The organism is Paenibacillus sp. 1001270B_150601_E10 (genome assembly GCF_015558675.1).
Classification (GTDB): Bacteria; Bacillota; Bacilli; order Paenibacillales; family Paenibacillaceae; genus Paenibacillus_B.
In genome coordinates, this window is sequence record NZ_JADMOL010000002.1 from 396,251 (window position 1) to 423,234 (window position 26,984).

22 protein-coding genes are annotated in these 26,984 nt (G+C 48.2%); 21 read left to right on the top strand and 1 reads right to left on the bottom strand.

The window, feature by feature from the left end; translation table 11 throughout:
• Window positions 1-301: 301 nt before the first annotated feature.
• The 3 genes from addB (at window position 302) to I2H74_RS06730 (ending at window position 9,343) form a co-directional block, all read left to right on the top strand.
• Window positions 302-3,925, top strand: coding sequence for a helicase-exonuclease AddAB subunit AddB (gene addB, locus I2H74_RS06720; protein ID WP_195573403.1), 3,624 nt, complete (start codon window positions 302-304; stop codon window positions 3,923-3,925).
• A complete protein-coding gene (gene addA / locus I2H74_RS06725) occupies window positions 3,909-8,348 on the top strand; it encodes a helicase-exonuclease AddAB subunit AddA (protein ID WP_229106433.1) in 4,440 nt (1,479 codons plus the stop codon). The genes addB and addA overlap by 17 nt, the downstream gene beginning before the upstream one ends.
• 464 nt (window positions 8,349-8,812) lie before the next feature.
• On the top strand, window positions 8,813-9,343 hold the full coding sequence (locus I2H74_RS06730) for a hypothetical protein (RefSeq protein ID WP_229106434.1): 531 nt from the start codon (window positions 8,813-8,815) through the stop codon (window positions 9,341-9,343).
• An 83-nt stretch (window positions 9,344-9,426) separates the two neighbouring features.
• On the opposite strand, the gene I2H74_RS06735 is transcribed toward I2H74_RS06730, so the two are convergent.
• Window positions 9,427-10,164 (bottom strand): alpha/beta fold hydrolase, encoded by a 738-nt coding sequence (locus I2H74_RS06735; RefSeq protein WP_195572687.1) that lies wholly within the window; start codon window positions 10,162-10,164, stop codon window positions 9,427-9,429.
• 156 nt (window positions 10,165-10,320) lie between these two features.
• Between I2H74_RS06735 and I2H74_RS06740 the strand changes: the two genes are divergently transcribed.
• The 18 genes from I2H74_RS06740 to glyS all read left to right on the top strand — a co-directional run bounded on the left by I2H74_RS06740 (window position 10,321) and on the right by glyS (window position 26,677).
• A complete protein-coding gene (locus tag I2H74_RS06740; RefSeq protein ID WP_195572688.1) occupies window positions 10,321-10,674 on the top strand; it encodes a histidine triad nucleotide-binding protein in 354 nt (117 codons plus the stop codon).
• Between the two features lie 177 nt (window positions 10,675-10,851).
• Window positions 10,852-11,025: a 30S ribosomal protein S21 gene (gene rpsU, locus I2H74_RS06745; protein ID WP_005547957.1), complete on the top strand. Its 174-nt coding sequence runs from the start codon at window positions 10,852-10,854 to the stop codon at window positions 11,023-11,025.
• 14 nt (window positions 11,026-11,039) lie between these two features.
• Window positions 11,040-11,483, top strand: a complete 444-nt coding sequence (locus I2H74_RS06750) for a GatB/YqeY domain-containing protein (protein ID WP_085492615.1) — start codon at window positions 11,040-11,042, stop codon at window positions 11,481-11,483.
• 301 nt (window positions 11,484-11,784) lie between these two features.
• On the top strand, window positions 11,785-13,170 hold the full coding sequence (locus I2H74_RS06755; RefSeq protein WP_324254020.1) for an NfeD family protein: 1,386 nt from the start codon (window positions 11,785-11,787) through the stop codon (window positions 13,168-13,170).
• An 86-nt stretch (window positions 13,171-13,256) separates the two neighbouring features.
• On the top strand, window positions 13,257-14,249 hold the full coding sequence (gene floA, locus I2H74_RS06760; protein WP_195572689.1) for a flotillin-like protein FloA: 993 nt from the start codon (window positions 13,257-13,259) through the stop codon (window positions 14,247-14,249).
• A 10-nt stretch (window positions 14,250-14,259) separates the two neighbouring features.
• Window positions 14,260-14,745: a hypothetical protein gene (locus tag I2H74_RS06765; protein ID WP_195572690.1), complete on the top strand. Its 486-nt coding sequence runs from the start codon at window positions 14,260-14,262 to the stop codon at window positions 14,743-14,745.
• A 145-nt stretch (window positions 14,746-14,890) separates the two neighbouring features.
• Complete coding sequence (yqfC, locus tag I2H74_RS06770; RefSeq protein ID WP_195572691.1) at window positions 14,891-15,187, top strand: sporulation protein YqfC; 297 nt, start codon at window positions 14,891-14,893, stop codon at window positions 15,185-15,187.
• Window positions 15,184-16,392, top strand: coding sequence for a sporulation protein YqfD (gene yqfD / locus I2H74_RS06775; RefSeq protein WP_195572693.1), 1,209 nt, complete (start codon window positions 15,184-15,186; stop codon window positions 16,390-16,392). The genes yqfC and yqfD overlap by 4 nt, the downstream gene beginning before the upstream one ends.
• A gap of 5 nt (window positions 16,393-16,397) precedes the next feature.
• On the top strand, window positions 16,398-17,366 hold the full coding sequence (locus tag I2H74_RS06780) for a PhoH family protein (RefSeq protein WP_195572695.1): 969 nt from the start codon (window positions 16,398-16,400) through the stop codon (window positions 17,364-17,366).
• A gap of 15 nt (window positions 17,367-17,381) precedes the next feature.
• Window positions 17,382-19,754 (top strand): HD family phosphohydrolase, encoded by a 2,373-nt coding sequence (locus tag I2H74_RS06785; protein WP_195572696.1) that lies wholly within the window; start codon window positions 17,382-17,384, stop codon window positions 19,752-19,754.
• A gap of 14 nt (window positions 19,755-19,768) precedes the next feature.
• On the top strand, window positions 19,769-20,266 hold the full coding sequence (ybeY, locus tag I2H74_RS06790; RefSeq protein WP_195572697.1) for an rRNA maturation RNase YbeY: 498 nt from the start codon (window positions 19,769-19,771) through the stop codon (window positions 20,264-20,266).
• Window positions 20,266-20,640: a diacylglycerol kinase family protein gene (locus tag I2H74_RS06795; RefSeq protein WP_195572698.1), complete on the top strand. Its 375-nt coding sequence runs from the start codon at window positions 20,266-20,268 to the stop codon at window positions 20,638-20,640. Before ybeY ends, I2H74_RS06795 begins: the two co-directional genes overlap by 1 nt.
• A 44-nt stretch (window positions 20,641-20,684) precedes the next feature.
• Window positions 20,685-21,116: a cytidine deaminase gene (gene cdd / locus I2H74_RS06800; RefSeq protein ID WP_195572699.1), complete on the top strand. Its 432-nt coding sequence runs from the start codon at window positions 20,685-20,687 to the stop codon at window positions 21,114-21,116.
• 112 nt (window positions 21,117-21,228) lie between these two features.
• The gene (gene era, locus I2H74_RS06805; protein WP_195572700.1) at window positions 21,229-22,137 is read left to right on the top strand and encodes a GTPase Era; all 909 of its coding nucleotides are present in this window, start codon (window positions 21,229-21,231) and stop codon (window positions 22,135-22,137) included.
• A gap of 170 nt (window positions 22,138-22,307) precedes the next feature.
• A complete protein-coding gene (locus I2H74_RS06810) occupies window positions 22,308-22,448 on the top strand; it encodes a YqzL family protein (protein ID WP_195572701.1) in 141 nt (46 codons plus the stop codon).
• Between the two features lie 34 nt (window positions 22,449-22,482).
• Window positions 22,483-23,322 (top strand): DNA repair protein RecO, encoded by an 840-nt coding sequence (gene recO, locus I2H74_RS06815; protein ID WP_195572702.1) that lies wholly within the window; start codon window positions 22,483-22,485, stop codon window positions 23,320-23,322.
• 408 nt (window positions 23,323-23,730) lie between these two features.
• Window positions 23,731-24,618 carry a glycine--tRNA ligase subunit alpha gene (gene glyQ, locus I2H74_RS06820; RefSeq protein WP_195572703.1) on the top strand — a complete coding sequence of 296 codons (888 nt, stop codon included), beginning with the start codon at window positions 23,731-23,733 and terminating at the stop codon, window positions 24,616-24,618.
• Window positions 24,611-26,677: a glycine--tRNA ligase subunit beta gene (glyS, locus tag I2H74_RS06825; protein ID WP_195572705.1), complete on the top strand. Its 2,067-nt coding sequence runs from the start codon at window positions 24,611-24,613 to the stop codon at window positions 26,675-26,677. Before glyQ ends, glyS begins: the two co-directional genes overlap by 8 nt.
• Window positions 26,678-26,984 lie beyond the last annotated feature (307 nt).

The window sequence follows — 26,984 nt, forward strand, 5'->3', positions numbered from 1 at the left end:
GACTGCGAGACCCTTAAGAAGAAAAAGCTGCTTCACACGTCATGATCATGGCCTGTGAAGGAGCTTTTTCTATTTTTCAGAAGGGAAAGGGCCATGATCTCATCAACTTTATGTTGACAGGCACTGATTCCTTACGCTACATCCAAATCTAGCAGTATTGTGGCAAAAGTAGATTCATAGTTTGCTAAATTGAGGTTGCTATTCATAGAAGAAGGTGGATGCCCAAACTTTACAAACGTGTGTTCTATAACTTTGTCATGCTATAATTGGTCTATTAGATCTATGGGGAAGGATGAATGAGATGTCACTTACGTTCATCATCGGACGATCAGGCAGTGGGAAATCCACTTATCTATTGAATTCCATTCGCGAAGAGCTGAAGCGCTCACCCGAAGGGCCGCCCATTATCCTGCTTGTACCCGAGCAGGGAACCTTCCAGATGGAACATGCGCTGGTGAAGACCGAAGGGCTCCACGGCTTGTTAAGAGCCCAAGTGCTTAGTTTCAGACGTCTCGCTTACCGTGTAATGCAGGAGACGGGAGGAACGGCATTAACACCGATCAATGAGGAAGGGAAGAAGATGCTGCTGTACAAGATTTTGCAGCGGCGCAAGTCGGATTTGCCCTTGTTCTCCTCGGCAGCGGAGCAGTTTGGATTTATTGAGAAATTGAATAAATTGTTTGATGAGATGAAGCGATATCGGATTCAAGCGTCTGATATTGATGAGCATCTGTCGTTCTTAGGACAAGGAGCTGGACAGCCACTGTTGTCCGCAAAGCTACAGGATATCGGTAGTGTTCTTCATGAGTTTGAGTCCGAGCTTGCCAATCATTATTTAGATGGGGAAGACGTACTGATGCGTCTAGCTGAGCATGTTCCGGAATCGAGCTACGTGAAGGAAGCAGAGATCTGGATTGACAGCTTCCACGGGTTTACTCCTCAAGAGCTGTCGGTGCTGGCTTCTTTGCTTCTCCATGCCAAGGATGTGAAGCTTGCTCTAACGCTTGATCGGCCTTACGAGCAGGGTGAAACGCCTCATGAGCTGAATGTATTCCATCCGACGGCTACGACCTATTGCAAGATTCGGGAAATGGCGGAGACGTTATCGGTTCCGATGAAGGATACGATTCACCTTCATGCGGGAAAAGGGCAGAAGTTGCCGCGTACGAAGGAAGCTCCTGAGCTAGCGCACCTGGAGCGTCATTTTGAGCGGCCGATCCCTTGGAAGGGAACAAGCGAAGCTGCGGTGACAGAAAAGGACGCTCGCTCCGATCGTTCGACTGATGCCGCTAGAACAGCAGAAGAGAAGCCGCTTAGTGGCTCTCTTGTGACTGGCAGAAAGGCTATCGGTCTGCATGCCGCTGTGAATCGCAGAACGGAAGTAGAGGCCTGTGCCGCAAAAATGCTGCATAAGGTTCGGACAGGCGAAGCCAGATGGCGGGATATGGCCGTCATGGTTCGCAACATTGGCGATTATGCTGAGCTCATTAAGACGGTGTTTCAGGATGCGAAGATCCCTTACTTTATGGACCAAAAGCGCGGTGTCCTTCACCATCCTTTTGCTGAGATGACAAGGTCGCTGTTTGATATATTGCTAGGCTACTGGCGAGCGGATTCTGTGATTCGCTTTGTTAAAACAGGCTTTATTCTCCCGTCGGACGGATCAATCACTAGACTTGATTTCGATAGACTGGAGAATTATGTATTGGCGACAGGAATAGAGGGTTCAAGGTGGACAAATGGCAAGCCTTGGCCTGCCGTTCCCTCTTTGTCGCTTGAGATTGAGGATGGAGAAGGAATGCCCCAAGAAGGGGCGAAGGTTGCTCCAGAATGGATTGAGCATTTGCGTAAGCTCGTGGTTCAGCCGATTGTAGCCTTTGAGAAGAAGCTGTCGAAGGCCAAGACGGTTCAAGGAAAATGCCAGGCGCTGTATGAGTTTTGGATGGAACTAGAAGTGCCCGATCGACTCGAAACGATGAGCAAGGATGCATTGTTCAACGGGGATGTAGAGCGTTCCAGAGAGCATCGTCAGTTGTGGGGAGCGATGATCGATATATTGGACCAAATGGTAGAGATGGTTGGCGAGGAGGAAATGAGCGCCGAGCGATTTTTCGGGATGCTGGAAACGGGTCTAGAAAGTGTTAAGATGGCGCTTGTCCCGCCTGCGCTGGATCAGGTGCTGATCGCTTCTATGGATCGCACTCGTTCCGATCAGCTCAAGCATCTGTATGTATTGGGTGTCAACGATGGCGTCATTCCAGCAAGACCAATCGAAGATGGCATCCTGACTGAGCATGAGCGCGATGTTCTTCAAGATATCGGAATGGAGCTTGCGCCTGGCATTCGCAGAAAGCTGCTGGATGAACGATTCTTGATTTATACTGCTTTGACTGCTCCAAGCCACAGCCTATGGGTCAGCTATGCCCTTGCCGATGAGGAAGGGAAGGCGCTGCTTGCTTCTGAGGTAGTCCGCATGCTGCGCCGTTTGTTCCCTGCGATGGAGGAGCATTTGATATTGGCTGAGCCTAATGAGTTTATGAATGAAATCGAACAATTAAGCTATGTGACTCATCCAGAGGCTGCATTGCGATATCTAATCGGCCAACTAAGAGAGTGGCGAAGAGGACGGGCCATTCAGCCGGTATGGTGGGAAGTGTATCGATGGTTCCAAGGTCAGCCAAAGTGGCATGATCGCTTGCGTACGCTGACAAGCTCGCTTGTCTATTACAATCAGGTGGAGCCGTTAAAGATTAAGACAAGCCGAATGCTGTATGGCAAAAAGCTGCAGACCAGCGTTTCGCGAATGGAGCGTTTTGTTGCTTGTCCATTCTCCCACTTTGCCTCTCATGGTTTGAAGCTCAAGGAGCGCCAGGTGTACCGCTTGGAGGCGCCAGATATTGGTCAGCTGTTCCACGCGGCATTGACGCGATTTGCAATGGACCTGAAGGCAGGAGGGAAAGAGTGGTCCATGCTTACGGCAGAGGAATGCAGGGCTGAAGCCGACCGTATCGTCGATGAGCTCGCTCCGCGTCTTCAAGGCGAGATTCTATTAAGTACGAAACGATATCAGCATATCTCCCGCAAGCTGAAGCGGATTGTAGAACGCGCGGTTGTGGTGCTTGGGGAGCATTCGAAGCGAGGCGAATTCGAACCGCTTGCGCTTGAGATGGACTTTGGGCCGGACAAGCCGCTGCCGCCGCTTACGTTCACGCTCGAGAATGGATGTACTATGGAAATTATCGGACGTATTGACCGAGTGGATTGCGCGGATAGTGAGCAAGGCATTCTGCTTCGGGTGATAGATTACAAATCAAGTCAGACCGATTTGAAGCTGCATGAGGTATACTATGGCCTTTCGCTTCAGATGCTTACGTATCTCGATGTCCTGCTTTCCAATGCAGAGGAATGGCTTGGGCAGGATGTACTTCCTGCAGGAACGCTTTATTTCCATGTGCATAATCCGCTGCTTGCTTCCTCTAACGGATTGACTAAGGAACAAGCAGATGAGCAAATGCTGAAGAAATTCAAGCTCAAAGGTCTTGTGCTAGCAGATCGGGAAGTTGTATCCAAGATGGATGCTCCTCTTGAAAAAGGGTATTCCGATATTCTGCCGGTAGCCGTCAAGCAGGACGGCTCCTTCTACAGCAATGCCAGCGTAGCCACAACAGAGCAGTGGGATGTGCTCCGCCATAATGTAAGGGACGTTATCCAGCGCATTGGAACACGAATTACCGATGGAGACGTGCACATTGAACCTTATCGAATGGGGACGAGCAAGGCCTGCACGTACTGCTCGTATAAGCCGGTATGTCAATTCGATGAGTTGATCGAGGGGAACCAATACCACCAGCTGTCACGCATGTCGAAGGATGAAGTGTGGATGAAGCTAGGGGAAGGAGGAGACAAGGATGGAGAAGTCAAGTAAAGATAAAGCCTATGAACAGCTTGACCTAGACCTTGATCAATGGATGGATCGATCAGATCGATCCGATGAAAAGGTAAATGAACCAGCTTTCAGCGATGCTCACCCAGCAGCATTTGAAGGGCTAATTGATGAACAGGCTGACGGCCGCGCTGCTCTTTTTGTGAAGCCGACTAAGCTGCCGCCTAAGCCTGCCGATTCCAGGTGGACGGACGAGCAGTGGCAGGCTATCGTAGACGGTGAACGGAACATACTTGTTGCTGCCGCAGCTGGCTCAGGGAAGACCGCTGTGCTCGTTGAGCGCATTATTCGTAAGATCAGCAATGTGCTTGAGCCCGTGCATGTGGATGAACTGCTCGTAGCGACCTTTACAAAGGCAGCCGCCGCCGAGATGCGTGAGCGTATAAGGCTCGCTCTTGAAAAGGAACTATCGCTAGCACCGGATTCGGAACATCTTGCACGCCAATTAGCGCTGCTCAATCGAGCGTCAATTACGACGCTGCACTCTTTTTGCCTTGAAGTGATTCAGCGTTACTTTCAGACGATCGAACTCGATCCATCCTTCCGTGTAGCCAACGAGACGGAGACAGAGGTGCTTAGGCAGGATGTGCTCGCTGAGCTGTTCGAGGAAAAATATGCGGCAGAGGAGGAGCTTTTTCATCGCCTGGTAGATTGGTTTAGCGGCGAGCGAAATGACGATGCGGCATTTCGCCTCATCCAGAGGCTGTATGACTTCTCTAGAAGCCATCCATGGCCGAAGGAGTGGTTGTCTGAGATGGCAGGCGCATTTGAAGCCCATTCCGTGGAGCAATTATCCAATACGCCGTGGGCACAGAGCATTATGCAGGATGCGAAGCTAACCATTCATGCCGTTGTGCAGCTTCTCCGTCAAGCCTCGCGTCTAACGACTGTTCCAGGCGGGCCAGAGCCATACAGGGAGACGCTGCAATCCGAGCTTCAAGCAGCAATTCAGCTTCAGGATAAGGCAGAGTCTCTGGTGTGGCATGAGATGAGCCCGCATTTGGAGGGGCTTACGTTCGGACGCCTTCCTGCATGCAGAGGGGATCAATACGAGAAATCCCTGCAGGAGGAAGTAAAGGGACTGCGCGACCAAGCAAAGGCCAGATTCAACAAGCTGAGGGATGAGTTGTTTTCTCGTGCTCCGGAACAATTTTTGCAGGAGCTGCACCGCATGGCGCCGCTGATGGGGGAACTGGTCGGACTCGTTGTTGAATTTGGCACTCGTTACGAGAAGGCAAAACGTGAAAAAGGATTGCTTGATTTTTCGGACTTGGAGCATTACTGCCTTCGAATATTGAGAACGCCGGATTCTTCGCCTGAAGAGATCAGACCATCGGAAGCAGCGCTTCAGTATCAGCTGCAATTCAAGGAGATTCTTCTTGATGAATATCAGGATACGAACATGGTGCAGGAAGCGATTGTGGCGCTTATTTCACGTCAACCGATAGGAAATCGATTCATGGTTGGTGATGTGAAGCAGAGCATCTATCGGTTCCGTTTGGCAGAGCCAGGATTGTTCCTTCAAAAATATGAAGCTTATCAATCGGATCGTCATGCTCAAGCCGATGGAACCCGGATTGATCTGGCAAGGAACTTCCGCAGTAGAAGACAAATCGTCGATGCGGTGAATATGCTCTTTAGACAGCTAATGAATAAGCAGGTTACAGAGCTCGACTATGATCAGGCTGCTGAACTTCAGTTCGGGGCGTCTTACTTTCCAGAACTACCGGAGACCGAGGATAGTAAGGGGAGATTAGCAGCTGAGCTCATTTTGATAGAGAAGGGCCAAGGGGGCTCTGTCTATGATCTGGACGGCGAGACAGCATCAGAAGATGACAGCGAGAATGAGTCTATCGAAGACTCATCATCGAATGATCTATTGAACGCGGCCGAGATGGAGACGGCTAGGCTTGAGGCAAGAGCCATTGCGGCAAGAATTCGTCAGATGCTAGGCGATGAAGGCGGGAAGCCTTACCAAGTGTTCGATGGCAAGGGAGGCCATAGAGCCGCAACCTACAAGGATATGGTCATCCTGCTCCGGGCAACGCAGGCATGGGCGCCGTTGATGGTCGAGGAGCTTAGGTTGGAAGGTATTCCTGCCTATGCGGAATTCAGCACCGGATATTTTCAAGCGACGGAAGTAGAAGTCATGATTTCTCTTTTGAGGGTGATAGACAATCCTTTTCAGGATATTCCGCTTGCTGGTGTGCTTCGCTCGCCAATTATCGGCATATCTGCGGAGGAACTGGCTCAGGTTCGTCTATTTGGTCCTAGGCTTCCGTTTTATGAAGCGCTGCGAAGGGCTTGTGAAGACCCAGCAGCGCAGCCGACGACCTCATTAGACTTATTGACTACGAATCCAATCCTTGATGCAGGTGTGGGTGATCATACTCTAAGTTCATCTAGTGGCCCTAAGATTGAAGAGGGGGCTCGAGATCAAAATGGACCATCGCTATCTCAGGAGACCATTCTGCGATTGAAGCATTTCCTAGAACGGTTAGAGCGCTGGCGCGATGAGGCACGCCAGGGAAGCCTCTCTGAGCTGATCTGGAGCATCTATCGCGAGACGGGCTATTATGAATGGATTGGCGGTGTAGCGGGCGGACATCAGCGTCAGGCCAACCTCAGAGCTCTATATGATCGCGCATGCCAATACGAGTCCTCGTCGGTTCAGGGCTTGTATCGCTTTTTGAGATTCGTTGATCGAATGAAGGAGACAGGCGGAGATCTAGGTACAGCTCGTGCACTAGGGGAGCAAGAGGATGTTGTTCGTATCATGACGATTCACAAGAGCAAAGGCTTGGAGTTCCCTGTTGTATTTGTGGCGGGGCTTGCCAAATTGTTTAACCAACAGGATATTCATGCTCCGTTTCTCATGCATAAGCAGCTTGGATTTGGTCCGAGGTATGTGGATGAGGATACAAGAGTAACCTATCCAACTCTTGGGAATCTAGCAATCAGAAGACAGATGAGGCTGGAACTGCTTGCAGAAGAGCTTCGTGTATTATATGTTGCCTTAACAAGACCGAAAGAGAGAATGATCCTGATCGGGACCGTATCGGATGCGGAGAAGGCCATCCAGCGCTTTGGAGAAGCACTGGATATCGAATCCTTGCTGCTGCCAGACTATCTCGTTGCACGGGCAAGATCCTATTTGGACTGGATTGGGCCTGCAGTTATTCGACTAGCTGCTGCTTCAGAGTGGCGAAAGCTTGCTGGACTGCCGAATCGAAACGGAGCATGCCTGATGGATGATCCTTCAGAGTGGAAGCTGACTCTCTTGCCAGCATCCATTATCGGCTCTATTCATGATCTGCCTGAGCATTCCCCGGCTGAGGATGATACAGATAGAGCAGAACGGCTCGAGCGGCTTGTTCGCGTGGAGGCGCTGGAAGAGGAGGGGGTAGCGTCCAGTCTTTATTGGAACGTTATTGACGAGCGGTTATCCTGGCGCAATCCATATCGTATCGCAGAGCTACTGCCCGCCAAGACTACTGTGACGGAAATGAAGAGATTGTTTGCAAGCGATGACCTTTCCAGCTCGAATTGGGTTGAAGCCCCTCCTATAGAAGCGCACTCCATGGAGCATGATGCGTCTGAGGCCGCGAGATTATTAGAGGATCAAGCCAAGTTTAATGCTGATTCAACAGGATCATTTACGCCTGAAGTTCCTTCTTATGAGGAGCAGCATGCCGAGACGGGCCAAGCAGCTTCTTGCGAATCTCCGTCTTCCGCACCAAAGCATGATGAGAAGCAGGATTTTACACTCCGTCTGAGAAGACCTCGCTTTATGGAAAGGCAAAAGCTTACTCCTGCTGAGCGAGGAACGGCTTACCATTTGCTTATGCAGCATTTGCCACTCCAGCAAGGTCTGACCATAGACACGATTAAGGACACCTTGGCACGGATGGTTGGCAAGGAAATCATGACAGAAGCTCAAGCGCAAGCCATCGATGCTGCTTCTGTGCACGCCTTCTTCGAGGACACGATAGGAAAGCAGCTTATAGAGGCTGCTTGGGCCAAGCGTGAGCTGCCATTCAGCTTTGGGCTTACTGCAGCGGAGGCATATGCCATTGAGCTGCAGCAGGATACTGACACTGGCGAGAAGCTTCGCTTTGTAGCGACACCGACCTTTGCAGCAAAGGATGAATCGGGACTGCTTGATCAGGAGACGGTGCTCGTGCAGGGGGTTATCGACTGTTTGTTTGAATGGGATGGCAAGCTTATACTGCTCGATTATAAAACAGACACAGTTCTCGCTCACCGAGGCGGTACGAAGGCGCTTGTTGACCATTATCGATTCCAGCTTGATCTGTACAGCCGGGCGATAGAAAAGATTTGGGGACGCCCTGTCGATCAAAAGGTGCTCTATTTCTATGAGGCTCGACAGTCCTTTGTTCTGTGAGGACGTTTCCGTGCGCGACGTCGATGGATTATTAGCTTATACTGAACACTGGTATGGCAAGTGATCTATTCACAATCAAAAACGAGAGTTCTTGTTGTTTATGCAGATCAGCATGTGCTATTTCCATGCCACCCTTGTTTATGGCAGGCTAGGGAAGAGCAGTGCTGGTCTTTTTTTTTGTTATATAACAGTTGATCATATCATGATTAGTTTGTGAGGAATATCACAGTAACAGTTTCAGGCGACTGTTATAATACAGATGCCGACATCTTATGGATGGCACCTCGATGATCGTATTGATTCTACAAATAGATCTTCAACAGAAGCTTGTAGAATCAATACGCTCACAGCGCAATAGTCGCTGCCTGTGAATAACAGGAACGAGGTGTCTTTTTTTTGTCACCGTTTGGCTCTAGGCGAATATCATGTACCAAAATGAGTTCGCTTGCGATGAGGAGGCCAACATGGATCGTGTAAGTAACATGAATCAATCGTCGGTTACTGCAGCAGGCCAAGTTCAAGAGCCCGTTACGCTGCCAGCAGATGTTCCAGCGGGCAAGGGCAAAGGTGCTGTTCAAGGAGACCAAAGCAATCCGTCTATTCCGCATGTTGATGCTATGCATCACCTGTGCAAACATCATATGCACCATTACGTTCAGCTTCATACATCAGACAATCAGATGTATTCAGGTATCATTACGTATGTAGATGATCAATACGTTCATCTGTCTCAGCCTGTACCCGTTCCGTCTTATGGTTATCCGGATCCTTATGCCGCTTCATTTGGCGGTATGTGGGCGGAATACCCTGATCCAAGGGCATATGCACCTTATGGCGGTTCGTATCCAAGGCCTCGTCCAAGGCCGCCTTATTATGGATATGGAGGCTACGGATATCCGGGATATGGTTATGGGTATCCAAGCTACGGGTATGGATATAACCCCATTATCCTTCCCTTAGCCACGCTTGTCGCATTGTCACTGATCCCTTGGTGATTTTGCTGAGTAAAACTAGATATCAAAAAAAGCGAGTGATGATCATCACTCGCTTTTTATATTTCGATGCGGATCTAACAGAGTTAGGATTTGAAGGCACTAAGCCAATCGACGATTGCTTTCGCTGTTTCATCCCACTGCTCGGCAGAGGAAATGGAAGCAGGGGCGTCGCCCTTTTGAAATCCATAATCGCCAAACTGTGCGTGATTGCCTCCCTCAATAATATGCTCCATTGCGGTGGAAGGAAGCAGGCTCCAGTTTTTCTCATAATTCGAACGGTTCAGTACCTGATCCTTGGAGCCAAATAAAGATAACGCCTGAAGGTTGGATCCGGACAGATCGTCATTCGCATAAGCGGCGAGCAATACAAGGCCGTCAACCTGATCAGGATGCTTGCTCGCATAGGATGCTGCCATCGCCCCTCCGAGGGAGTGACCTCCAATGAGATTAAGGGGCGCATAAGGAATTTCGGACAAGATGCTTTGGGCCTTGTTTACGCCTAAGATTGCAAGGTTCAGTGGCATTTTTACAATATAGGTGTTCACTTGCATTTCTGCTAGACGCTTGGCAAGAGGGGCATAGCTTTCGGGTTCTACGAGCGCTCCAGGGTAAAAGATAAGATTCGCTTTTGGCGTCTTCGCAGCCTCAAAAGCAACATAGGCTGATTTATTCGTGACCGTGATGGTAGAGGTATTGCTGAGTGCGTCAATCGCTTCAGATTCTGCGTGATAGGGGTATAGGTAGTAATAAATGCCGACACTGCCTCCAATGAGGAGGATTAAGAGAACGATTGATAGAATCTTTCTTCTTTTGTGAATCATCAGTGTACGCTCCTTCTTAGCTGCAAGAATTCAATGTCTATTTCACTTTATCGTAAATGGAAGGCCAATATCAAGTTGACCGAAACCCATTGGACGAGGCGTGTCTTTTTGGTTATGATAACAGTACGAGTAGTTAATTGATGGAGGGATCATCACATGGATTGTATTTTTTGCAAAATAGCAGAAGGGTCACTCCCTTCCAAAAAGGTTTATGAGTGCGATCAGGTCGTAGCTTTTGAAGATATCTCGCCTAAAGCGCCTGTGCACGTGCTCATCATTCCAAAGGTACATATTCCGACGATGAATGACGTCGAGGGTGAAGAGCAGTTCCAGCTTATCGCCAAAATCCATGAAGTGGCTCAGGTTATTGCGCAAAAGCTTGGCATTGCTGAGAGCGGGTATCGCCTTGTTAACAACTGTGGCAAAGACAGCGGCCAAATTGTATTCCACTTGCATTATCATCTCTTGGGTGGCGAATCGCTCGGCGATGTAGTTGGTCCAAAAGCATAAATGTTCATGTTTCCTTATGCATGAAAATGAAGCAATTGCACCCGTTACAATGAACAATTGTTTACAGTGAACGATGCAAGGTTGACACTTGATTTCTCTTTCACATATAATGTAGTTTGATGAACCGTGTAACCGTGTTTTGTTCTTGGACGGTCTGGTCGGAGGGAGGGAAAACTGGTGTCTGAAACTAAAGTTCGCAAAAATGAGACAATCGATGCGGCTCTTCGTCGCTTTAAGCGCTCCATCGCAAAAGACGGAGTCTTGGCAGAGGTTAAGAAGCGTAAGCACTACGAAAAGCCAAGCGTCAAGCGCAAGAAGAAGTCCGAGGCTGCTCGTAAGAGAAAGTTTTAGGAGGATAAGCACCAATGGATCTTAGCCAACGATTGAACGAAGATATGAAGCAAGCGATGAAAAGTCAAAACAAGTTCAAACTCTCCACCATCCGGATGATACGTTCGGCAGTCAAGAATGTTGAGATAGATCTTAAAAGAACTTTGAATGACGATGAAGTGCTTGATATTCTGAGTCGTGAAATCAAACAGCGGAAAGATGCCCTCCAAGAGTTCGAGAAAGCGAATCGAGTCGATCTTGCGGATAATGTTAAAGCAGAAATTGACATTTTGTCGGAATACCTTCCTGCTCAGCTTTCCGAAGAAGAGATAAAAGCTATTGTACAAGGGACCATCCAAGAAACCGGTGCTTCTTCGAAGTCCGATATGGGTAAGGTTATGGCTGCCCTTATGCCTAAGGTCAAAGGACGTGCCGACGGCAAACTTGTCAATGCTATTGTGCAACAGTATCTGCAGTAAACCGAATAGCGCCAGGGAACGCTTCACAGGTCCTTTACCGGACGATAGCGTTTCTTACGAGAAAATATAAGCTTGGTTTATACCGTACATGGTATAAACTCTTATATTTTAAGAAAGCACTCCTGAATAAGGAGTGCTTTTTTCTATTTTCTGATGAAGAGGATGCAGAGAAGTTGGAAAGGATGAATAAGGAATCTTAAAAACAGATGAAACGTAGTGGCTAGTGGGCACGTATTACCCCATATAATGAAAAGAAAGAAGCGCGCTCATTGTATAAAGAAAGATCAAAGGAGGTACGTTTGTGAAACAACAGCATATGAGGTCCTTAAGCTCTGCTGTAATCGCTGTCTTTATGCTGTTTGCCTTGTGCTTAACGGTATTCGCAGGAATTGTGAATCTTCCCACTGCCTCTGCGGAATCGGTAAAGGCGACAAGTCAAGGGGATATCGTGTTCATCGTTCCGCTGGAGGGAGAGGTTAATCCGACTCGTTATTCCTTTTTAAAGCGCTCTTTTGATGAAGCGATGTCCATGGGAGCTGACACGGTAATCATTGAGATGGATACGCCTGGCGGACTTCTCAAAAGCGCGGAGGACATTGGAAAGCTGATCTCTGATAGCCCGATGAATACAGTCGTCTACATTCATGACAAAGCGGCTTCGGCAGGAAGCTATATCGCGCTGTCGGCGGATCAGATTGCCATGTCGCCAGGCGCTGCCATTGGCTCTGCTGCCATCGTTGATGTGAATCATAAGCTGATCGAGGATCCCAAGACCAATGCGTTCTGGATCAGCCTAATGACAGGCGCTGCTGAGAAAAACGGCAGGGATGGAGAAATTGCTCGCGCTATGGTCGATGTCAACGCTGAGATTGAGCTCAAGAAGTTGAATAAAGTAAAGCCTGCTGGTGAAGTGTTGTCTCTGAATACCAATGAAGCGATTCAGGCAGGCTACGCAGAATATGAGGCTTCTTCCATGAGTGATTTACTCAATAAGCTGAATTTGAGTGAAGCGCTCAGCACCAAGATGGAAATGAAGACGACAGAGAAGATTGCTGAATTTATTAATCAGCCAGTCGTGCAGACCATTCTTCTGTTCTTAGGAATTGCGGGTATTGCGATTGAATTAATCGTGCCAGGCTTCGGTATTCCGGGTCTGCTAGGCATGCTGGGATTCGGTCTTTATTTCTTTGGTTCTTATGTCGCTGGCCTTGCGGGGGTGGAGACCATCGTACTATTTGGCATAGGCATCGTGCTGCTCGTATTAGAACTATTCGTCCCAAGCTTTGGTATTCTAGGCCTACTTGGCTCTGCAAGCTTAATAGGCGGCGTAGTGCGGGCAGCTTATGACACATCCAACGCCTTCTTGTCCTTAGGCATTGCTTTTGTAGCTGCCGTGATCGTTGTGGTTATCGTAGGCTACGTCTTTAAGAGCCGGGGCATATGGAATCGATTTATTCTAAAGGAGAAGCTTACGACTGAGGAAGGCTATGTATCGAATCCAAATGATATCGAGCTGATCGGCATGGAAGGCGTAGCCTTGACGACGCTTCGTCCGGCAGGTGTTGCCCGCATTGGAGAGAAGAAGCTTGATGTTGTGACAGACGGTGCGTTTCTCCAGCAGGGAACGAAAGTGGCCGTCATCCAAGTCGAGGGTTCGCGTATCGTGGTTCGTGCGATTGAGGAATAATGGTTTCTAGGGGTATACCTTTACACTCGCTTACGTAGGAGTATAAGGATAAATGATGAAATAGAATAACGGAGGTTGTGCAAAATATGGATCCAACGATTGTTTCATTCTTACTTATCGCTGCAGTCGTCATTATCGTACTGAGCGTATTCTTCAGCTTCTTCCCAGTCATGCTGTGGATTAGCGCAATTGCTTCTGGCGTGCGCATCGGGATTATTACGCTTGTTGCGATGCGACTTCGTCGCGTTACGCCAAGCCGTATCGTAAATCCCCTGATTAAGGCGACGAAAGCAGGTCTAGGTCTTAATATTAACCAGCTTGAAAGTCACTATCTGGCTGGTGGTAATGTGGACCGTGTCGTTAATGCCTTGATTGCAGCACAGCGTGCCAACATTAATTTGGAATTTGAACGTGCTGCTGCGATCGACCTTGCAGGTCGTGATGTTCTTCAAGCGGTACAGATGAGTGTTAACCCGCGTGTCATTGAGACGCCGATTGTTGCCGCAATGGCGAAAAACGGGATCGAGGTTAAGGTTCGTGCGCGCGTTACGGTTCGTGCGAATATTGATCGACTCGTCGGTGGTGCTGGTGAAGAGACGATTATCGCGCGTGTTGGCGAAGGTATTGTTACAACGGTTGGTAGCTCGGAGTCCCATAAGGATGTCCTGGAGAATCCAGATCTGATCTCGCGTACGGTATTGGGCAAAGGCTTGGATGCTGGTACAGCGTTCGAGATTCTGTCTATTGATATCGCGGATGTTGACGTAGGCAAGAACATTGGTGCGAACTTGCAGACGGAACAAGCGGAAGCCGATAAGCGAATCGCGCAAGCGAAGGCGGAAGAGCGTCGTGCGATGGCGGTAGCGCAGGAGCAAGAGATGAGAGCTCGTGTTATCGAGATGAGAGCGCGAGTGGTGGAAGCGGAATCTCAAGTGCCGCTTGCTATGGCTGAAGCCTTAAAGACAGGGAATATCGGTGTGATGGATTACATGAACTTCAAGAACATTGAAGCAGATACACATATGCGTGATTCAATTGGCGGCGACAACAAAGGCAGCAATCCAAAATCAGAAGGCTAGGCGATGAGCCATGGAAAAACTAATTGAATTTATTTTTAGCAATCCTCTTATTCTGATTGCCATTCTTGGAGGTCTGTTCTCCTTGCTCGGTAAAAAGGGGAAAAAGATGGCGAATGGGATGCCGAACTTTGGCGGAGATCCCTCCAGGGGTCAGCCGGCTTCAGGTCGTCAAGACTCGATAGAGGAGGAGAACACATACTCGTCTTACCCTTCTATGACGACACACGAGCCTTATCAAGAGGATGATAGAGGGTTTGTATCTTATGCCGATCGCTCTGAATCGATGGGCTATAATCGGGAACGAGAAGATTCTAGAAGGTCTTCGCCGGTTCAGTCAAGGACTTCGACTGAACCGAATATGTACAGTCTAGAAGCTGAATCTCGCGGTGAGGGGACGAAGATCACGACGGAGCAGGCAAGACAAGGTGTGATCTGGGCGGAGATATTAGGTCCGCCGCGTGCGAAACGTCCTTATGGACGTCGGCAAATCAAATAGAATATGGATCAGACTCGCTCTAATTTCTTTTCTGGATACGGAAGTTTCCAGTTAAGGGATTAGAGCTTTTTTGTCTCTCTGAGCTTTCATAAACCTTTCATCTGGCGCATAAGTTGTAAAGTACAGGAAGGGGGCCTTATCGCACATGAGCCGCTTCACTCGCAAAGTACGCCAATGGACGGCGCAACTGTTCGATCTGCCGCAAGAGATGATGTTAGAAGTGCCCCGGCTATCCATGATCGGCAATCGACAATTGTTTGTGGAGAATCATCGAGGAGTTATACATTTCTCAAATGAGCTTATGCGCCTCGCTCTTTCCTCAGGAGAGCTTGAAGTGCGTGGCCAGAATCTCGTGATCAAGGGGATTTGGACAGAGGAAGTATTTATAGAGGGTGAGATCCTAGAAGTCAAGCTACATGGAATGGAGGGACTAATGTCGTGAAACCACCTGCTTCAGCCAAGTGGCGAGGTTATATTCGAATAGCAGTTCGTGGCAAGCACACAGAGCAATTTATCAATGAGCTGTATACGAAGGAAATGATGATATGGGATATAAGCCGTATCGGTGAGAATCAGGTCAGTATGATGCTGATGCTGCCTGATTTTTTCCGGCTTCGTCCTTTGCTTAAGCGGACAGGCTGCAGAGTGCATGTGATGGAGCGACATGGACTTCCTTTTTCAGTTAAACAAGTGCGCAAGCGTACTTTCTTTATTACGGGTCTCTTCTTATTTCTTTTCGGATTGTACATGCTTTCTTCGCTCGTATGGACGATCGAGGTAAAGGGGAATGAGCGCATTCATGCTGAAGAGGTTCTTGCGGCAGCCAAGGAGGAAGGGGTATATCCTTTTCAATGGTCCTTTCGACTCAAAAAAATGGACGAGTTGTCGAAGGAGATTCATGCCCATTTGCCAGATGCAACTTGGGTTGGTGTAGCCAAGCAGGGCACGAAGATCGTCATCCACATTGTGGAATCCGCTATGCCAGATGATCGCAAGCTCGTGAATCCAAGGCATCTCGTAGCGAATACGGATGCAGTGGTGACGCAAATTATCGCTTCCCAAGGAAAAGCCGTCGTAAGGCCGAATACACGCGTTAAAAAGGGCAATGTGCTGATCTCGGGCATAATCGGGTCCACGGACATGCCTCGCATCGTTCCGGCAGAGGGGATCGTTAAAGGACTGGTCTGGCATGAATACAATATCAGCACGCCTTTGATTACAAAGGAGAAAACATTTACAGGAGAATTTAAAGAACGACAGTATATTCAAATGGGGGATCGCAGGCTTCAGGTCAGCGGATACGGCGAAATCGACTTCACCCATTATGAAATTCAAGAAGATGAGCAGCAGGCTGGCGTATATAAATGGCAGCTGCCAATTAAATGGGTCCATCAGAAAATTATGGAAGTTCAAGAGGTGTCAAGAGAGCGCAGCGAGGAAGAGGCAGTCGAGGCAGGACTAGAGCAGGCGCGCGCTGATATCGCGGCAAAACATGGCGGAGATTCCCGAATCGTAACGGAAAAAATTTTGCATCAGAAGGCTGACAATGGTAAAGTGAAGCTAAAGGTGCTATTTGAAGTTGAACAATCGATTGCTGTGGAACGGCCAATTGTGTCGGCACCTGAAGACTTAAGGCAAGGAGACTGAGGTTTTTGTCGCAACCATACACTGCTAAACTTGCATTACTGAACACTGCGGAGGGTCTTGCTGTATTTGGACCGCAGGATAAGTTTCTCCGACTCATCCAGAGCCGTACGAACGCGAAGATCACCTCCCGCGAAGCGGAGATCGCGATTAGTGGGGAGATGGAAGAAGTAGAGAAGTACAAGCAGCTGTTTGAAGTGCTGCTGGAGCTGGTACGCAACAACATTGTTCTCTCTGAGCGAGACATCATGTATGCGCTCGAGTTAGCTCATGAGTGGAAGACTGAGGAACTGCTTGACCTGTTCAAGGGTGAGATCGCGACGACATATCGTGGCAAGCCGATTCGTGTGAAGACGATCGGGCAGCGGCATTATGTCTCGACGATTAAGAAGAAAGACATTGTCTTTGGTATTGGACCTGCAGGTACGGGTAAGACCTATCTGGCTGTCGTCCTTGCGGTTACGGCGCTTAAGGAAAGCGCTGTGAAGCGTATCGTATTGACGAGACCCGCAGTAGAAGCAGGAGAGAATCTAGGCTTCCTTCCGGGGGATTTGCAGGAGAAGGTCGATCCATACCTAAGACCGCTGTACGACGCTTTGTATGACGTTATGGGGCCAGATCAGACGGCCAAGGCTTTGGAGCGCGGCTTAATTGAGATTGCTCCTCTCGCATATATGCGTGGACGAACATTAGATGATGCATTCATTATTTTGGATGAAGCCCAAAATACGACTCCAGAGCAGATGAAAATGTTCTTGACTCGTCTTGGTTTTGGATCGAAGATGGTGATCACTGGTGACGTTACGCAGATTGACTTGCCAAGAGGCAAAAATTCGGGTCTTGTAGAATCGGTTCGTATTCTCAAAGACATCGAAGAGATTGGAATGGTGCATTTTGCCGAGCAGGATGTTGTTCGTCATTCCTTAGTACAGAAGATCATTGTGGCTTACCAAAAGGAAAGCGAAAACCAAGAATAGAGAGGACTGTTCTCTATGCTGCAAGCACATCATTCCGGCAACGGAAGCGATAAGACGCCTGCTCAAAAGGCAGGCTGGAAATATAGTGTCGGCGTCAGAGTGATTATCTTTGTATGCATGGCACTACTTTTCTACTTTGGGATGTCCGAAAGTGTCCTGCCTGAGAAGTTTGATATCGAGGTTGGACATAAAAGTGAAAAGGACATCGTATCCCCAAAGCAGATAGAAGATAAAAAAGCGACGTTAAAGGCACAAGAAGAGGCGGTCGAGGCGATCTCGCCGATGTACACTATTGTGTCTATACGTAACGATAAGCTTATTGACGACATCTTCACGAGAATTGAAGATATCAACAAGGATGATCTGATCTCCTTCTCGGAGAAGGTGGACTTATTCCGACGCGTTATTCCGCAAATGTTTGACGAACACTTTAGCAAGTTTGTTCGGGAAAATCGTAACGCTGATACATACTCAAGCACGCTTCTTGATGAGATCCAGAAGCGAATCGAGGAGCAAGCTTATCTTATTCCCGAGGAAACCTATATCAAGATCGCTCGCTTGACTCCGGAGGACGTAAAAGAGATGCGTCCAGTCGGCAGAGAGATTGTGAGCAAGCTGATGCTTGATTCGGTTGCTGATGCAAGCGCGGCGCGTACGAAGGTCGCCGAGCATGTCAATGCAAGCAGCTTGTCGAAGCGTTCTTCTCGTGAGGTCGTGCAAGAGCTGGTAAGGCTCGCAATCACGCCGAACAAGTTTTTCGATGCGGAAGCCACGCAGCTCGCGAAGGATGAAGCCCGTGAGAAGACGCCTGTTGTGTTTATCAAACAGGGCGACGTCATCGTAAAGCGTGGTCAGGTGATCACGCAGGAGACCTATGATCTTCTGAAAGCAAACGATCTATTGAAGACAGAAGTGAATTTGTGGCCGCAATTCGGGCTGCTCATTCTATCACTGCTCTTTACATTTGCAATATACATGTATATTCGCCAGAACAGCCTGCATCGGTTCAAGTACAACAATACGCAGCTGCTCATGCTGGCGCTGATCTTTTTGATCCAGATTGTGCTCTATATGATTGTAGCGGCCGCACAGTCCGCAACAGTGCTGTATGTGGGCTTCCTTGCTCCCGCTGCACTAGGCGTAATACTGGCAACATTGCTGTTGGATGTATCGTTGGCCTATGTGTCTGCTGTCGTACTCAGCTTAGTAGGCAGCATTATTTTGAATCGTCAGCAGGATACCTTGTTTGATTTTAACTATGGCTTATTGAGCCTGGTCGTATCCTTTGCTGCAATCTTCGCATTGAGCCGAGCAAGCCAGCGATCTACGATTATCAAGTCTTGCATGATGGTGTGTATTTTCGGAACAGTGAGTGTCTTTTTACTGTCGATCCTGCAAGATGGTCTTATGACGAGCCGTGAAACGCTCTTTGCTGCAGGCTTCGCCTTTGCGAGCGGATTGGTAACGGCCGTACTTGTGCTAGGGCTAATGCCATTCTTCGAAGCAACCTTTGGCATTCTGTCGGCGCTTAAGCTAGTTGAGCTGTCAAGCCCGAACCAGCCGCTGCTTCGCAAGCTGCTCACGGAAACGCCAGGTACATATCACCACAGCGTGATGGTAGGGAATCTCGCTGAGCAAGCAGCTGAAGCAATTGGAGCGAATGGCCTTCTTTGCCGAGTAGGTGCCTTCTATCATGATATCGGCAAAACGAAGCGTCCAAGTTACTTTATTGAGAATCAGACCAATATGGACAATCCGCATGACTTTATTGATCCAGACCTGAGTGCCTCGATCATTACGGCACATGCTCGCGATGGAGCAGAAATGCTGAAGGAATACAAGATTCCAAAGCCGATCCGCGATATTGCTGAGCAGCATCATGGCACATCGTTCTTGAAGTTCTTCTACTTCAAAGCTTTGAAGCTGGCTGAGCAAGAAGGCGTTGAGCCAGATTTCACGGAAGATGACTTCAGATACCCTGGGCCCAAAGCACAGTCCAAGGAAGCGGCTATCGTTGGAATCGCAGATAGCGTGGAGGCGGCTGTTCGCTCGCTCCGTCATCCTACGGTAGATCAGATTGAGTCGATGATTCAAAAGATTATTCGTGATCGTCTGGAGGATAATCAATTCAACGAATGTGACCTGACGATGAGAGAGCTTGATACGATTGCTCATTCCCTGAAAGAAACGGTCATGGGAATCTTCCATTCTCGAATCGAATATCCGGATATGGTGAAGGACAAGCAGAATAAGCCTAAAGCCGTTCAAGAATCGAATAAAACCAAACAGCTAGAAGAGAAGGCGGAGAGCACAAGTTCAGCTCAACCAACATCATCAGATGCTTCTGTGAATCCTAAAGAAGGGGATTCCGAGGACAAAGGAGAATAGCGAGGCTGAGAATTATGAGTGTAACGATTGAGTGGAACAACGAACAAGACAAATATCCCATATCGCCAGGGCTTGTAGCCCAACTGGAGCAGCTTCTGCAAGAGGCTGCAGCAGCAGAGTCGGTGACTGAGGGCGAAGTCGCGCTAACGTTTGTGGACAATGAACGAATACATGAGTTGAACCGCGACTATCGTGGCATTGATCGTCCGACGGATGTCCTGTCATTTGCCCTAAACGAATCGACGGATGAAGAATTGGATATTCTGTATGAGGTAGAGGACGAGCTAGAGCTTGCTTCCATAGGGGACATGCTTGGAGATATTATAATCTCGGTTGAACGTGCCCAGGAGCAGGCGGAGGAATACGGTCATTCGATTGAGCGGGAACTAGGTTTTTTATTTGTTCACGGCTTCCTGCACTTGCTTGGCTATGACCATCAGGATGAAGCCAGCGAGAAGATTATGATGGACAAGCAGGAAAAAGTGCTGCAAAAGATTGGATTAACAAGATAATGAAGCGGTCTTGGCGAGATACGTTTCGTGTTGCATGGGAAGGCATATGCTATGCTTATCGGACCCAAAGAAATATGAAGGTCCATGTGATGATTACGGCATGTGTCATCCCATTAGGAATAGGGTTACAACTATCATCGTACGAATGGTTATGGATCATAGCAGCTATCGCGATTGTGTTAGCAATGGAGCTTATGAATACGGCTGTGGAAGCGGTGGTGGATCTCGTCATGCCAGACCTTCATCCACTTGCTAAAATTGCGAAAGACACCGCCGCTGGTGCTGTACTCATCACGGCGGTGTTTGCCGTATTTGTAGGTGCAATCATCTTTGCACCGCCGTTATGGCACCTTTTGCTTTCTTTACTTCCTTAAAAATGCAAATGATGGAAGACCCACACAGAGGAGGACCAGTAGAGATGGATGGACAACAATTAATGGAACAAGCGAAACTTGCAAGGGAAAAGGCTTATACGCCGTATTCCCACTTTAAAGTTGGCGCTGCACTCCTTGATGCCACTGGGCATGTACACGCAGGCTGCAATGTTGAAAATGCAGCGTACGGACCAACTAATTGCGCAGAGCGTACGGCTTTGTTCCGTGCGATTGCGGATGGCTGCGAAGCAAGAAGCTTCAAAGCGATCGCGGTAATCGGCGATACCTCTACTCCAATCACGCCTTGCGGAGTATGCAGACAAGTGCTTGTAGAGCTTTGCGACCCTAGTATGCCTGTATATATGGGCAACTTGAATGGGGATTTCGTTCAGACCACAGTCGGAGAGCTTCTTCCAGGTGCTTTCGACCAGACGAGTCTTGACAGCTCTACGTCCAGACAAGAGCAAATGGAATAAACTGGTGTGGAGGCGTCCTGACAGTCGATGAAGACAAAGGGCGCCTCTTGCCTGTATGATAGAGGATATTCAACTTATCAAGAACCGATCAGAAGAGGAGATACAAAATAGAATGGAGCAACCAAAACATTCCTTTAAATCCGGCTTTGTTGCGATTGTCGGCAGACCTAACGTGGGGAAGTCGACCCTAATGAATCATGTAATCGGACAAAAAATCGCGATTATGTCAGACAAGCCGCAGACAACTAGAAATAAAATTCACGGCGTATATACAACCGATTCCTCGCAAGTCGTCTTTTTGGATACACCGGGAATCCATAAGCGCAAATCGAAGCTCGGCGACTATATGAACCAGACCGCTTTAAACACGCTGAATGAGGTAGAGGCGATTCTGTTTCTTGTCGATGTCAGTGCCGGCCTTGGAGGCGGAGATCGCTATGTCATTGAACAGCTGAAGAAGGTCAACACTCCTGTTATTCTTGTCATGAACAAGATTGATCAGATTCATACCGATCAGCTTCCAGCGATGATTCAAGCCTATAATGAGCTGCATGAATTTGCGGAAATTGTACCGATCTCTGCGCTTACCGGCAACAATGTGGATCGCCTGCTCCATGTTATTTCAGCTTATTTGCCAGAAGGTCCTCAATATTATCCGACCGATCAAATTACCGACCATCCGGAGCAGTTTGTCGTAGCTGAGCTCATTCGTGAAAAAATCCTGCAAAATACACGTGAAGAAATCCCTCACTCTATTGCTGTTGCGATTGAAGATATGAGAGTTCAAGATAATGGAGTCGTCTATATTGCCGCAGTCATCTATGTGGAACGAGATTCCCAGAAAGGGATTATTATCGGCAAAAAGGGAGCTCTTCTAAAAGAAGTAGGCAAGCTCGCTCGTGCGGATATTGAGGCTTTACTGGGCTCCAAAACGTTTATGGAGCTGTGGGTCAAGGTGAAGAAGGATTGGCGCAACCAAGACCGTGTACTTAGAGACCTTGGCTTCAGGCATGATGCTTAGTATTTGGGACCGTATTATATTGATGTTTAGGTCGGAATAAGCAAATTATTTTTCTAATGTCAAGGAAAATGGAAGGTTTAACACCAGCCAATTATTGCAACGGATAATCCCCTTTGGATGGAAACATCATAAGTCTATGACAAAGTCATTTTGATTAGGGGGATTTACGGATGCGTGATTTCTCGTGGAACGTGTTTGCAATGACTGGTGATGTGGATGCTTACTTGCTTTATTCACATATTCGACAGCTAGACGAGCCGATGGAGCTTGAACTGGAAGAACATGAAACGCTAGAGCAAACCGTAGAGTAAATATGGCTTGTCGCATGGGAGGCGGAGACGAAGGATGCTGTATCGGGTTGAGGGTATCGTCATCCGCAGTATGGATTATGGGGAAGGCAACAAGATCATTACGCTGTGCACCAAATCGCATGGGAAAATGGGCGTTCTGGTCCGTGGTGCGAAAAAGGTGCGCAGTCGCCATGCTGCGGCCACTCAATTATTTACATATGGAGAATATGTATTCTTTCGTGGAATGGGTCAGATTGGCACCATGAATGCATGCGAGATTCTAGAATCCAATCATCAGATTCGTGAACAGCTACATACAGCCGCTTATGCTTCCTATGTTATGGAGCTTATGGATCGGGCCCTTCAGGATGAAGAAGCCGGAGGGTATATGTATGAGCAGCTGCTTGCTTATCTGGAGGGACTTCGAGAGGGCAAGGACGAGCAGGTGCTGACGCACTTGTTTGAAATGAAGCTGTGCCAGACGGTTGGGGTATCACCGGAGCTCACCAGCTGTGTCGTATGCGGCAGGCAGGAGCCGTTAACCGCGTTTGGCTGGCGCCTAGGCGGGGCTTTGTGTCCTAGCTGCCAGACAAGGGAGCATACCCAATATTTATCACCTTCATCCATCCTAAAGCTGCTGACGCTTTTTACCCAGATGGATTTGCGGAGGGTAGGCAATGTCAATGTCAAGCCTGAAACCAAGCAGCTTCTTCGAGCATGTATGCGGGGATATATGGATACCCATGTCGGTGTGCGCTGCAAATCACTTGGATTTATCGAACAAATGGAGAAGTATGACCTTGCAGCTCCACCTTCTAATCGGACTATGGATACCCCTCAAGATATGAAAGTAGAAGGAAAAATGAGCGAGGAATCTGGCCTGGAACCCGATTGATTCGGCATTTACAGACAAGAAACTTGACGAATCAACTTCGTTTCGATATGATATCATTTATTAATATTGATGAAGTAAATAACCTTGCTATGAGGAAGAGAGTAGTTGGTTGCAGTTCGCTAAAGCGATTCAGGGGCGGTGGAAGCCTGGACGAACGGACGAATGAAAAGGCACTTCGGAGCAGGGACCTTGAAGAAAGTGGATGGATTCTCTCATCTGAGCTTTATGTGAAGGATGAATCGGAATGCATCAAGTAGGGTGGAACCGCGGGAGATCCCTCTCGTCCCTACGTCTGGCATCAGGCGTAAGGGCGGGAGTTTTTTGCGTGTCAGGAAATCTCCATGACAGCACCGCTTACGTCAGAAGCCTTCTCGTTTAATATTCATCAAACCAGAAGGAGTGTGTAGCATGAATTTTCAAAAGATGATTCTGACTTTGCAGCAATTCTGGGCAGAGCAGAACTGCATCATCGTTCAACCGTATGATGTGGAAAAAGGTGCGGGAACGATGAACCCAATGACGTTCCTGCGTTCGATTGGTCCAGAGCCATGGAATGTGGCTTATGTGGAGCCGTCCAGAAGACCAGGTGATGGTCGTTATGGAGAGAACCCTAACCGCTTGTACCAGCATCACCAGTTCCAAGTTATTATGAAGCCGTCTCCGGATAATATTCAGGAGCTGTATCTGGAAAGCCTTAATCGTCTTGGCATTGACCCATCCGTCCATGACATTCGATTTGTTGAGGACAACTGGGAATCACCAACACTTGGCGCGTGGGGACTTGGCTGGGAAGTATGGCTTGATGGAATGGAAGTAACCCAGTTTACGTATTTCCAACAAGTAGGGGGGCTTGACGCTCATCCTGTTGCTGTTGAGATCACGTACGGCTTGGAGCGCCTTGCGTCATACATTCAAGACAAAGAAAATGTGTTCGATCTGGAATGGGTGGAAGGAGTATCATACGGGGATGTCTTCCATCAACCAGAATATGAGCACTCTAAATATACCTTCGAGGTAAGCGATGCTCAGATGCTGTTCCAACTGTTCAACACCTACGAGGCAGAAGCGAACCGTGCGATGGCTGAGCACCTTGTATTCCCGGCGTATGACTATGTGTTGAAGTGTTCACATGCGTTCAACCTGCTGGATGCGCGTGGTGCGATCAGCGTAACGGAGCGCACAGGCTTTATCACTCGTGTTCGTAACTTGGCGCGTCAAGTAGCGGCTACTTACTATGAGGAACGGGAGAAGCTTGGCTTCCCACTCTTAAAGAAGGGAGAGGATCAACATGCCTAAGCACATCCTTTTAGAAATTGGGATGGAAGAGGTTCCTGCTCGCTTCATGCGTGCTGCTATGGAACAGCTCAAGGAGCGTACTGCTGAGTGGCTGGAACAAGCTCGAATTCAGCACGACGATATTCTAGCTTATGCTACGCCTCGTCGTTTGACGGTGCTCGTACAGAATGCTGCTGATAAGCAAAGCGATGTTCATGAAGAAGTAAAAGGGCCTGCACGAAAGATCGCGCTCGATGAGAATGGAGAATGGTCAAAGGCGGCTCAAGGCTTTGCAAGAAGCCAAGGCATTTCACCAGACCAATTCTTTTTTAAAGAGCTGAACGGCGTTGAATATATTTATGCGAATAAAAGCAGCATCGGTGCGGATACGAGCGACGTGCTGGCTGAAGGGCTGACAAGCATCGTGCATGCGATGACTTTCCCGAAAAATATGAGATGGGGCGCTCATGAGATGCGTTTTGTGCGTCCGATTCGTTGGATCGTGGCGCTGCACGGAACAGACATTATTCCGCTTGAATTCGCTCAAGTGAAGGCAGGCAATGTATCGCGCGGACATCGCTTCTTAGGGCAGGATACCATTATTGAAGAGCCTTCCCAATATGTAGAGCGTCTTCGTGAGCAGTATGTAATGGTGGACGTGGAAGAGCGCGAGAAGCTTATCGTTGAGCAAATCGAGGTTCTAGCTAACAGCAATCAGTGGGATATTGCAATGAAAGAGGACCTTTTGGAAGAAGTATTGTTCCTCGTGGAATATCCAACAGCATTGTACGGTTCCTTCGATGAATCGTTCCTTCACATTCCGAAGGAAGTGCTGATCACATCCATGCGTGAGCATCAGCGCTATTTCCCTGTATTCAACAAAGCTGGGGAACTGCTGCCTCACTTTGTCACCGTACGAAATGGGGATGAGAAAGGCATCGATCAGGTAGCGCGAGGCAATGAAAAAGTTCTTCGCGCACGCTTGTCTGACGCAAAATTCTTCTACGCAGAGGATCAGAAGCTTCAAATCGAAGCATGCAACGCGAAGCTGAATTCCATCGTCTTCCATGAAGAGCTTGGAACGCTTGGGGATAAGGTTCGACGCATTCAGTCGATCGCAGATCAGCTCGCAGAAGCGATTCAAGCAGAACAAGAGACTCGTACGCTGACGAATCGCGCAGCCGAGATCTGTAAATTCGACCTTGTTACTCAAATGGTGTATGAATTCCCTGAGCTCCAAGGTGTTATGGGCGAGGATTACGCCTTGAAGCTCGGCGAGCATCAAGCGGTAGCAAGAGCGATTAACGAGCATTACAAGCCTCGCTACGCTGGAGATCCTGCTCCTGCAACAACGGTGGGCGCACTTATTAGTATGGCCGATAAGCTTGATACGATGGTCGGATGCTTTGCGATCGGCATTATTCCTACGGGCTCGCAGGATCCATACGCGCTTCGCAGACAGGCAACGGGCATCGTACAAATATTGCTCGAGCGTGAGCTGCCAGTTCAATTGACAACCTTGTTCGATATTGCGATTCAAGTATTGGAAAATGCACAATTGTTGAAACGTAATCGCGATGACGTACGTAAAGACTTATATGAGTTCTTTGGGCTTCGCGTGAAAAATGTACTTTCCGAACAAGTTCGTTACGATGTGGTTGATGCTGTCATGGCTGCTGGCTATGATGATGTGAAGCTTGCGGTTGAACGTGGGGCAACGCTGATGAGTGCCGTTTCGAAAGAAGCATTCAAGACGACTGTTGAATCGTTCAATCGTGTAGCGAATCTTGCTGCTAAAGCCTCAGTATCTGATATAGATGCAGCGTTGTTTGAGCAGGAAGAAGAGCGTGCGCTATATTCCAGCTGGCAAGCTGCACATGATCAATATGTGAAGGCAGCGAATACCGACGAAGCGCTGGCTGCATTCTGCAGCATGGAAGAAGCTATTACGAAGTTCTTCGATCATGTTATGGTTATGGCTAAGGATGAAGCGGTCAAGAATAACCGCTTGAGTCTTTTGAAGGCTATCGCAGAGGATTTGAAGCAGTTTGCGGATTTCTCGAAGCTGGTATGGGCATAACCCAGATGAAGTAGCAAGATCACAAGCCATGCTGAGCAAGTATGAATCCTGTTTATCGTAGATTATAGAACCGCGAAACAACAGAGATGTTTTATTCTCTGACATGTTTCGCGGTTTTTGTGGGCATTTGACACATATTGAGGTCCAATTTTTGAAAAGCTATTTTTAGTTGCAGGATTTTACGAACAAACAGCGTATATAATATACGAATCATGTACGTTTCAAAAGTGACATGACGTTAACGTAGGCGTGGTATCTCTAAAAATTGGTACCTGCCGATACGTTGTAGTCTCAGATTGGTGATGGT

Excerpts from the sequence above, each read along its gene's own strand:
- recO (WP_195572702.1), top strand. The coding sequence starts at position 22,483 with ATGCTGTATCGGGTTGAGGGTATCGTCATCCGCAGTATGGATTATGGG.
- floA (WP_195572689.1), top strand. The coding sequence starts at position 13,257 with ATGGATCCAACGATTGTTTCATTCTTACTTATCGCTGCAGTCGTCATT.
- cdd (WP_195572699.1), top strand. The coding sequence starts at position 20,685 with ATGGATGGACAACAATTAATGGAACAAGCGAAACTTGCAAGGGAAAAG.
- glyS (WP_195572705.1), top strand. The coding sequence starts at position 24,611 with ATGCCTAAGCACATCCTTTTAGAAATTGGGATGGAAGAGGTTCCTGCT.
- I2H74_RS06785 (WP_195572696.1), top strand. The coding sequence starts at position 17,382 with ATGCTGCAAGCACATCATTCCGGCAACGGAAGCGATAAGACGCCTGCT.
- I2H74_RS06795 (WP_195572698.1), top strand. The coding sequence starts at position 20,266 with ATGAAGCGGTCTTGGCGAGATACGTTTCGTGTTGCATGGGAAGGCATA.
- I2H74_RS06730 (WP_229106434.1), top strand. The coding sequence starts at position 8,813 with ATGGATCGTGTAAGTAACATGAATCAATCGTCGGTTACTGCAGCAGGC.
- yqfC (WP_195572691.1), top strand. The coding sequence starts at position 14,891 with ATGAGCCGCTTCACTCGCAAAGTACGCCAATGGACGGCGCAACTGTTC.
- era (WP_195572700.1), top strand. The coding sequence starts at position 21,229 with ATGGAGCAACCAAAACATTCCTTTAAATCCGGCTTTGTTGCGATTGTC.
- I2H74_RS06765 (WP_195572690.1), top strand. The coding sequence starts at position 14,260 with ATGGAAAAACTAATTGAATTTATTTTTAGCAATCCTCTTATTCTGATT.
- I2H74_RS06740 (WP_195572688.1), top strand. The coding sequence starts at position 10,321 with ATGGATTGTATTTTTTGCAAAATAGCAGAAGGGTCACTCCCTTCCAAA.
- glyQ (WP_195572703.1), top strand. The coding sequence starts at position 23,731 with ATGAATTTTCAAAAGATGATTCTGACTTTGCAGCAATTCTGGGCAGAG.
- addA (WP_229106433.1), top strand. The coding sequence starts at position 3,909 with ATGGAGAAGTCAAGTAAAGATAAAGCCTATGAACAGCTTGACCTAGAC.
- ybeY (WP_195572697.1), top strand. The coding sequence starts at position 19,769 with ATGAGTGTAACGATTGAGTGGAACAACGAACAAGACAAATATCCCATA.
- I2H74_RS06735 (WP_195572687.1), bottom strand. The coding sequence starts at position 10,164 with ATGATTCACAAAAGAAGAAAGATTCTATCAATCGTTCTCTTAATCCTC.
- I2H74_RS06810 (WP_195572701.1), top strand. The coding sequence starts at position 22,308 with ATGCGTGATTTCTCGTGGAACGTGTTTGCAATGACTGGTGATGTGGAT.
- I2H74_RS06750 (WP_085492615.1), top strand. The coding sequence starts at position 11,040 with ATGGATCTTAGCCAACGATTGAACGAAGATATGAAGCAAGCGATGAAA.
- addB (WP_195573403.1), top strand. The coding sequence starts at position 302 with ATGTCACTTACGTTCATCATCGGACGATCAGGCAGTGGGAAATCCACT.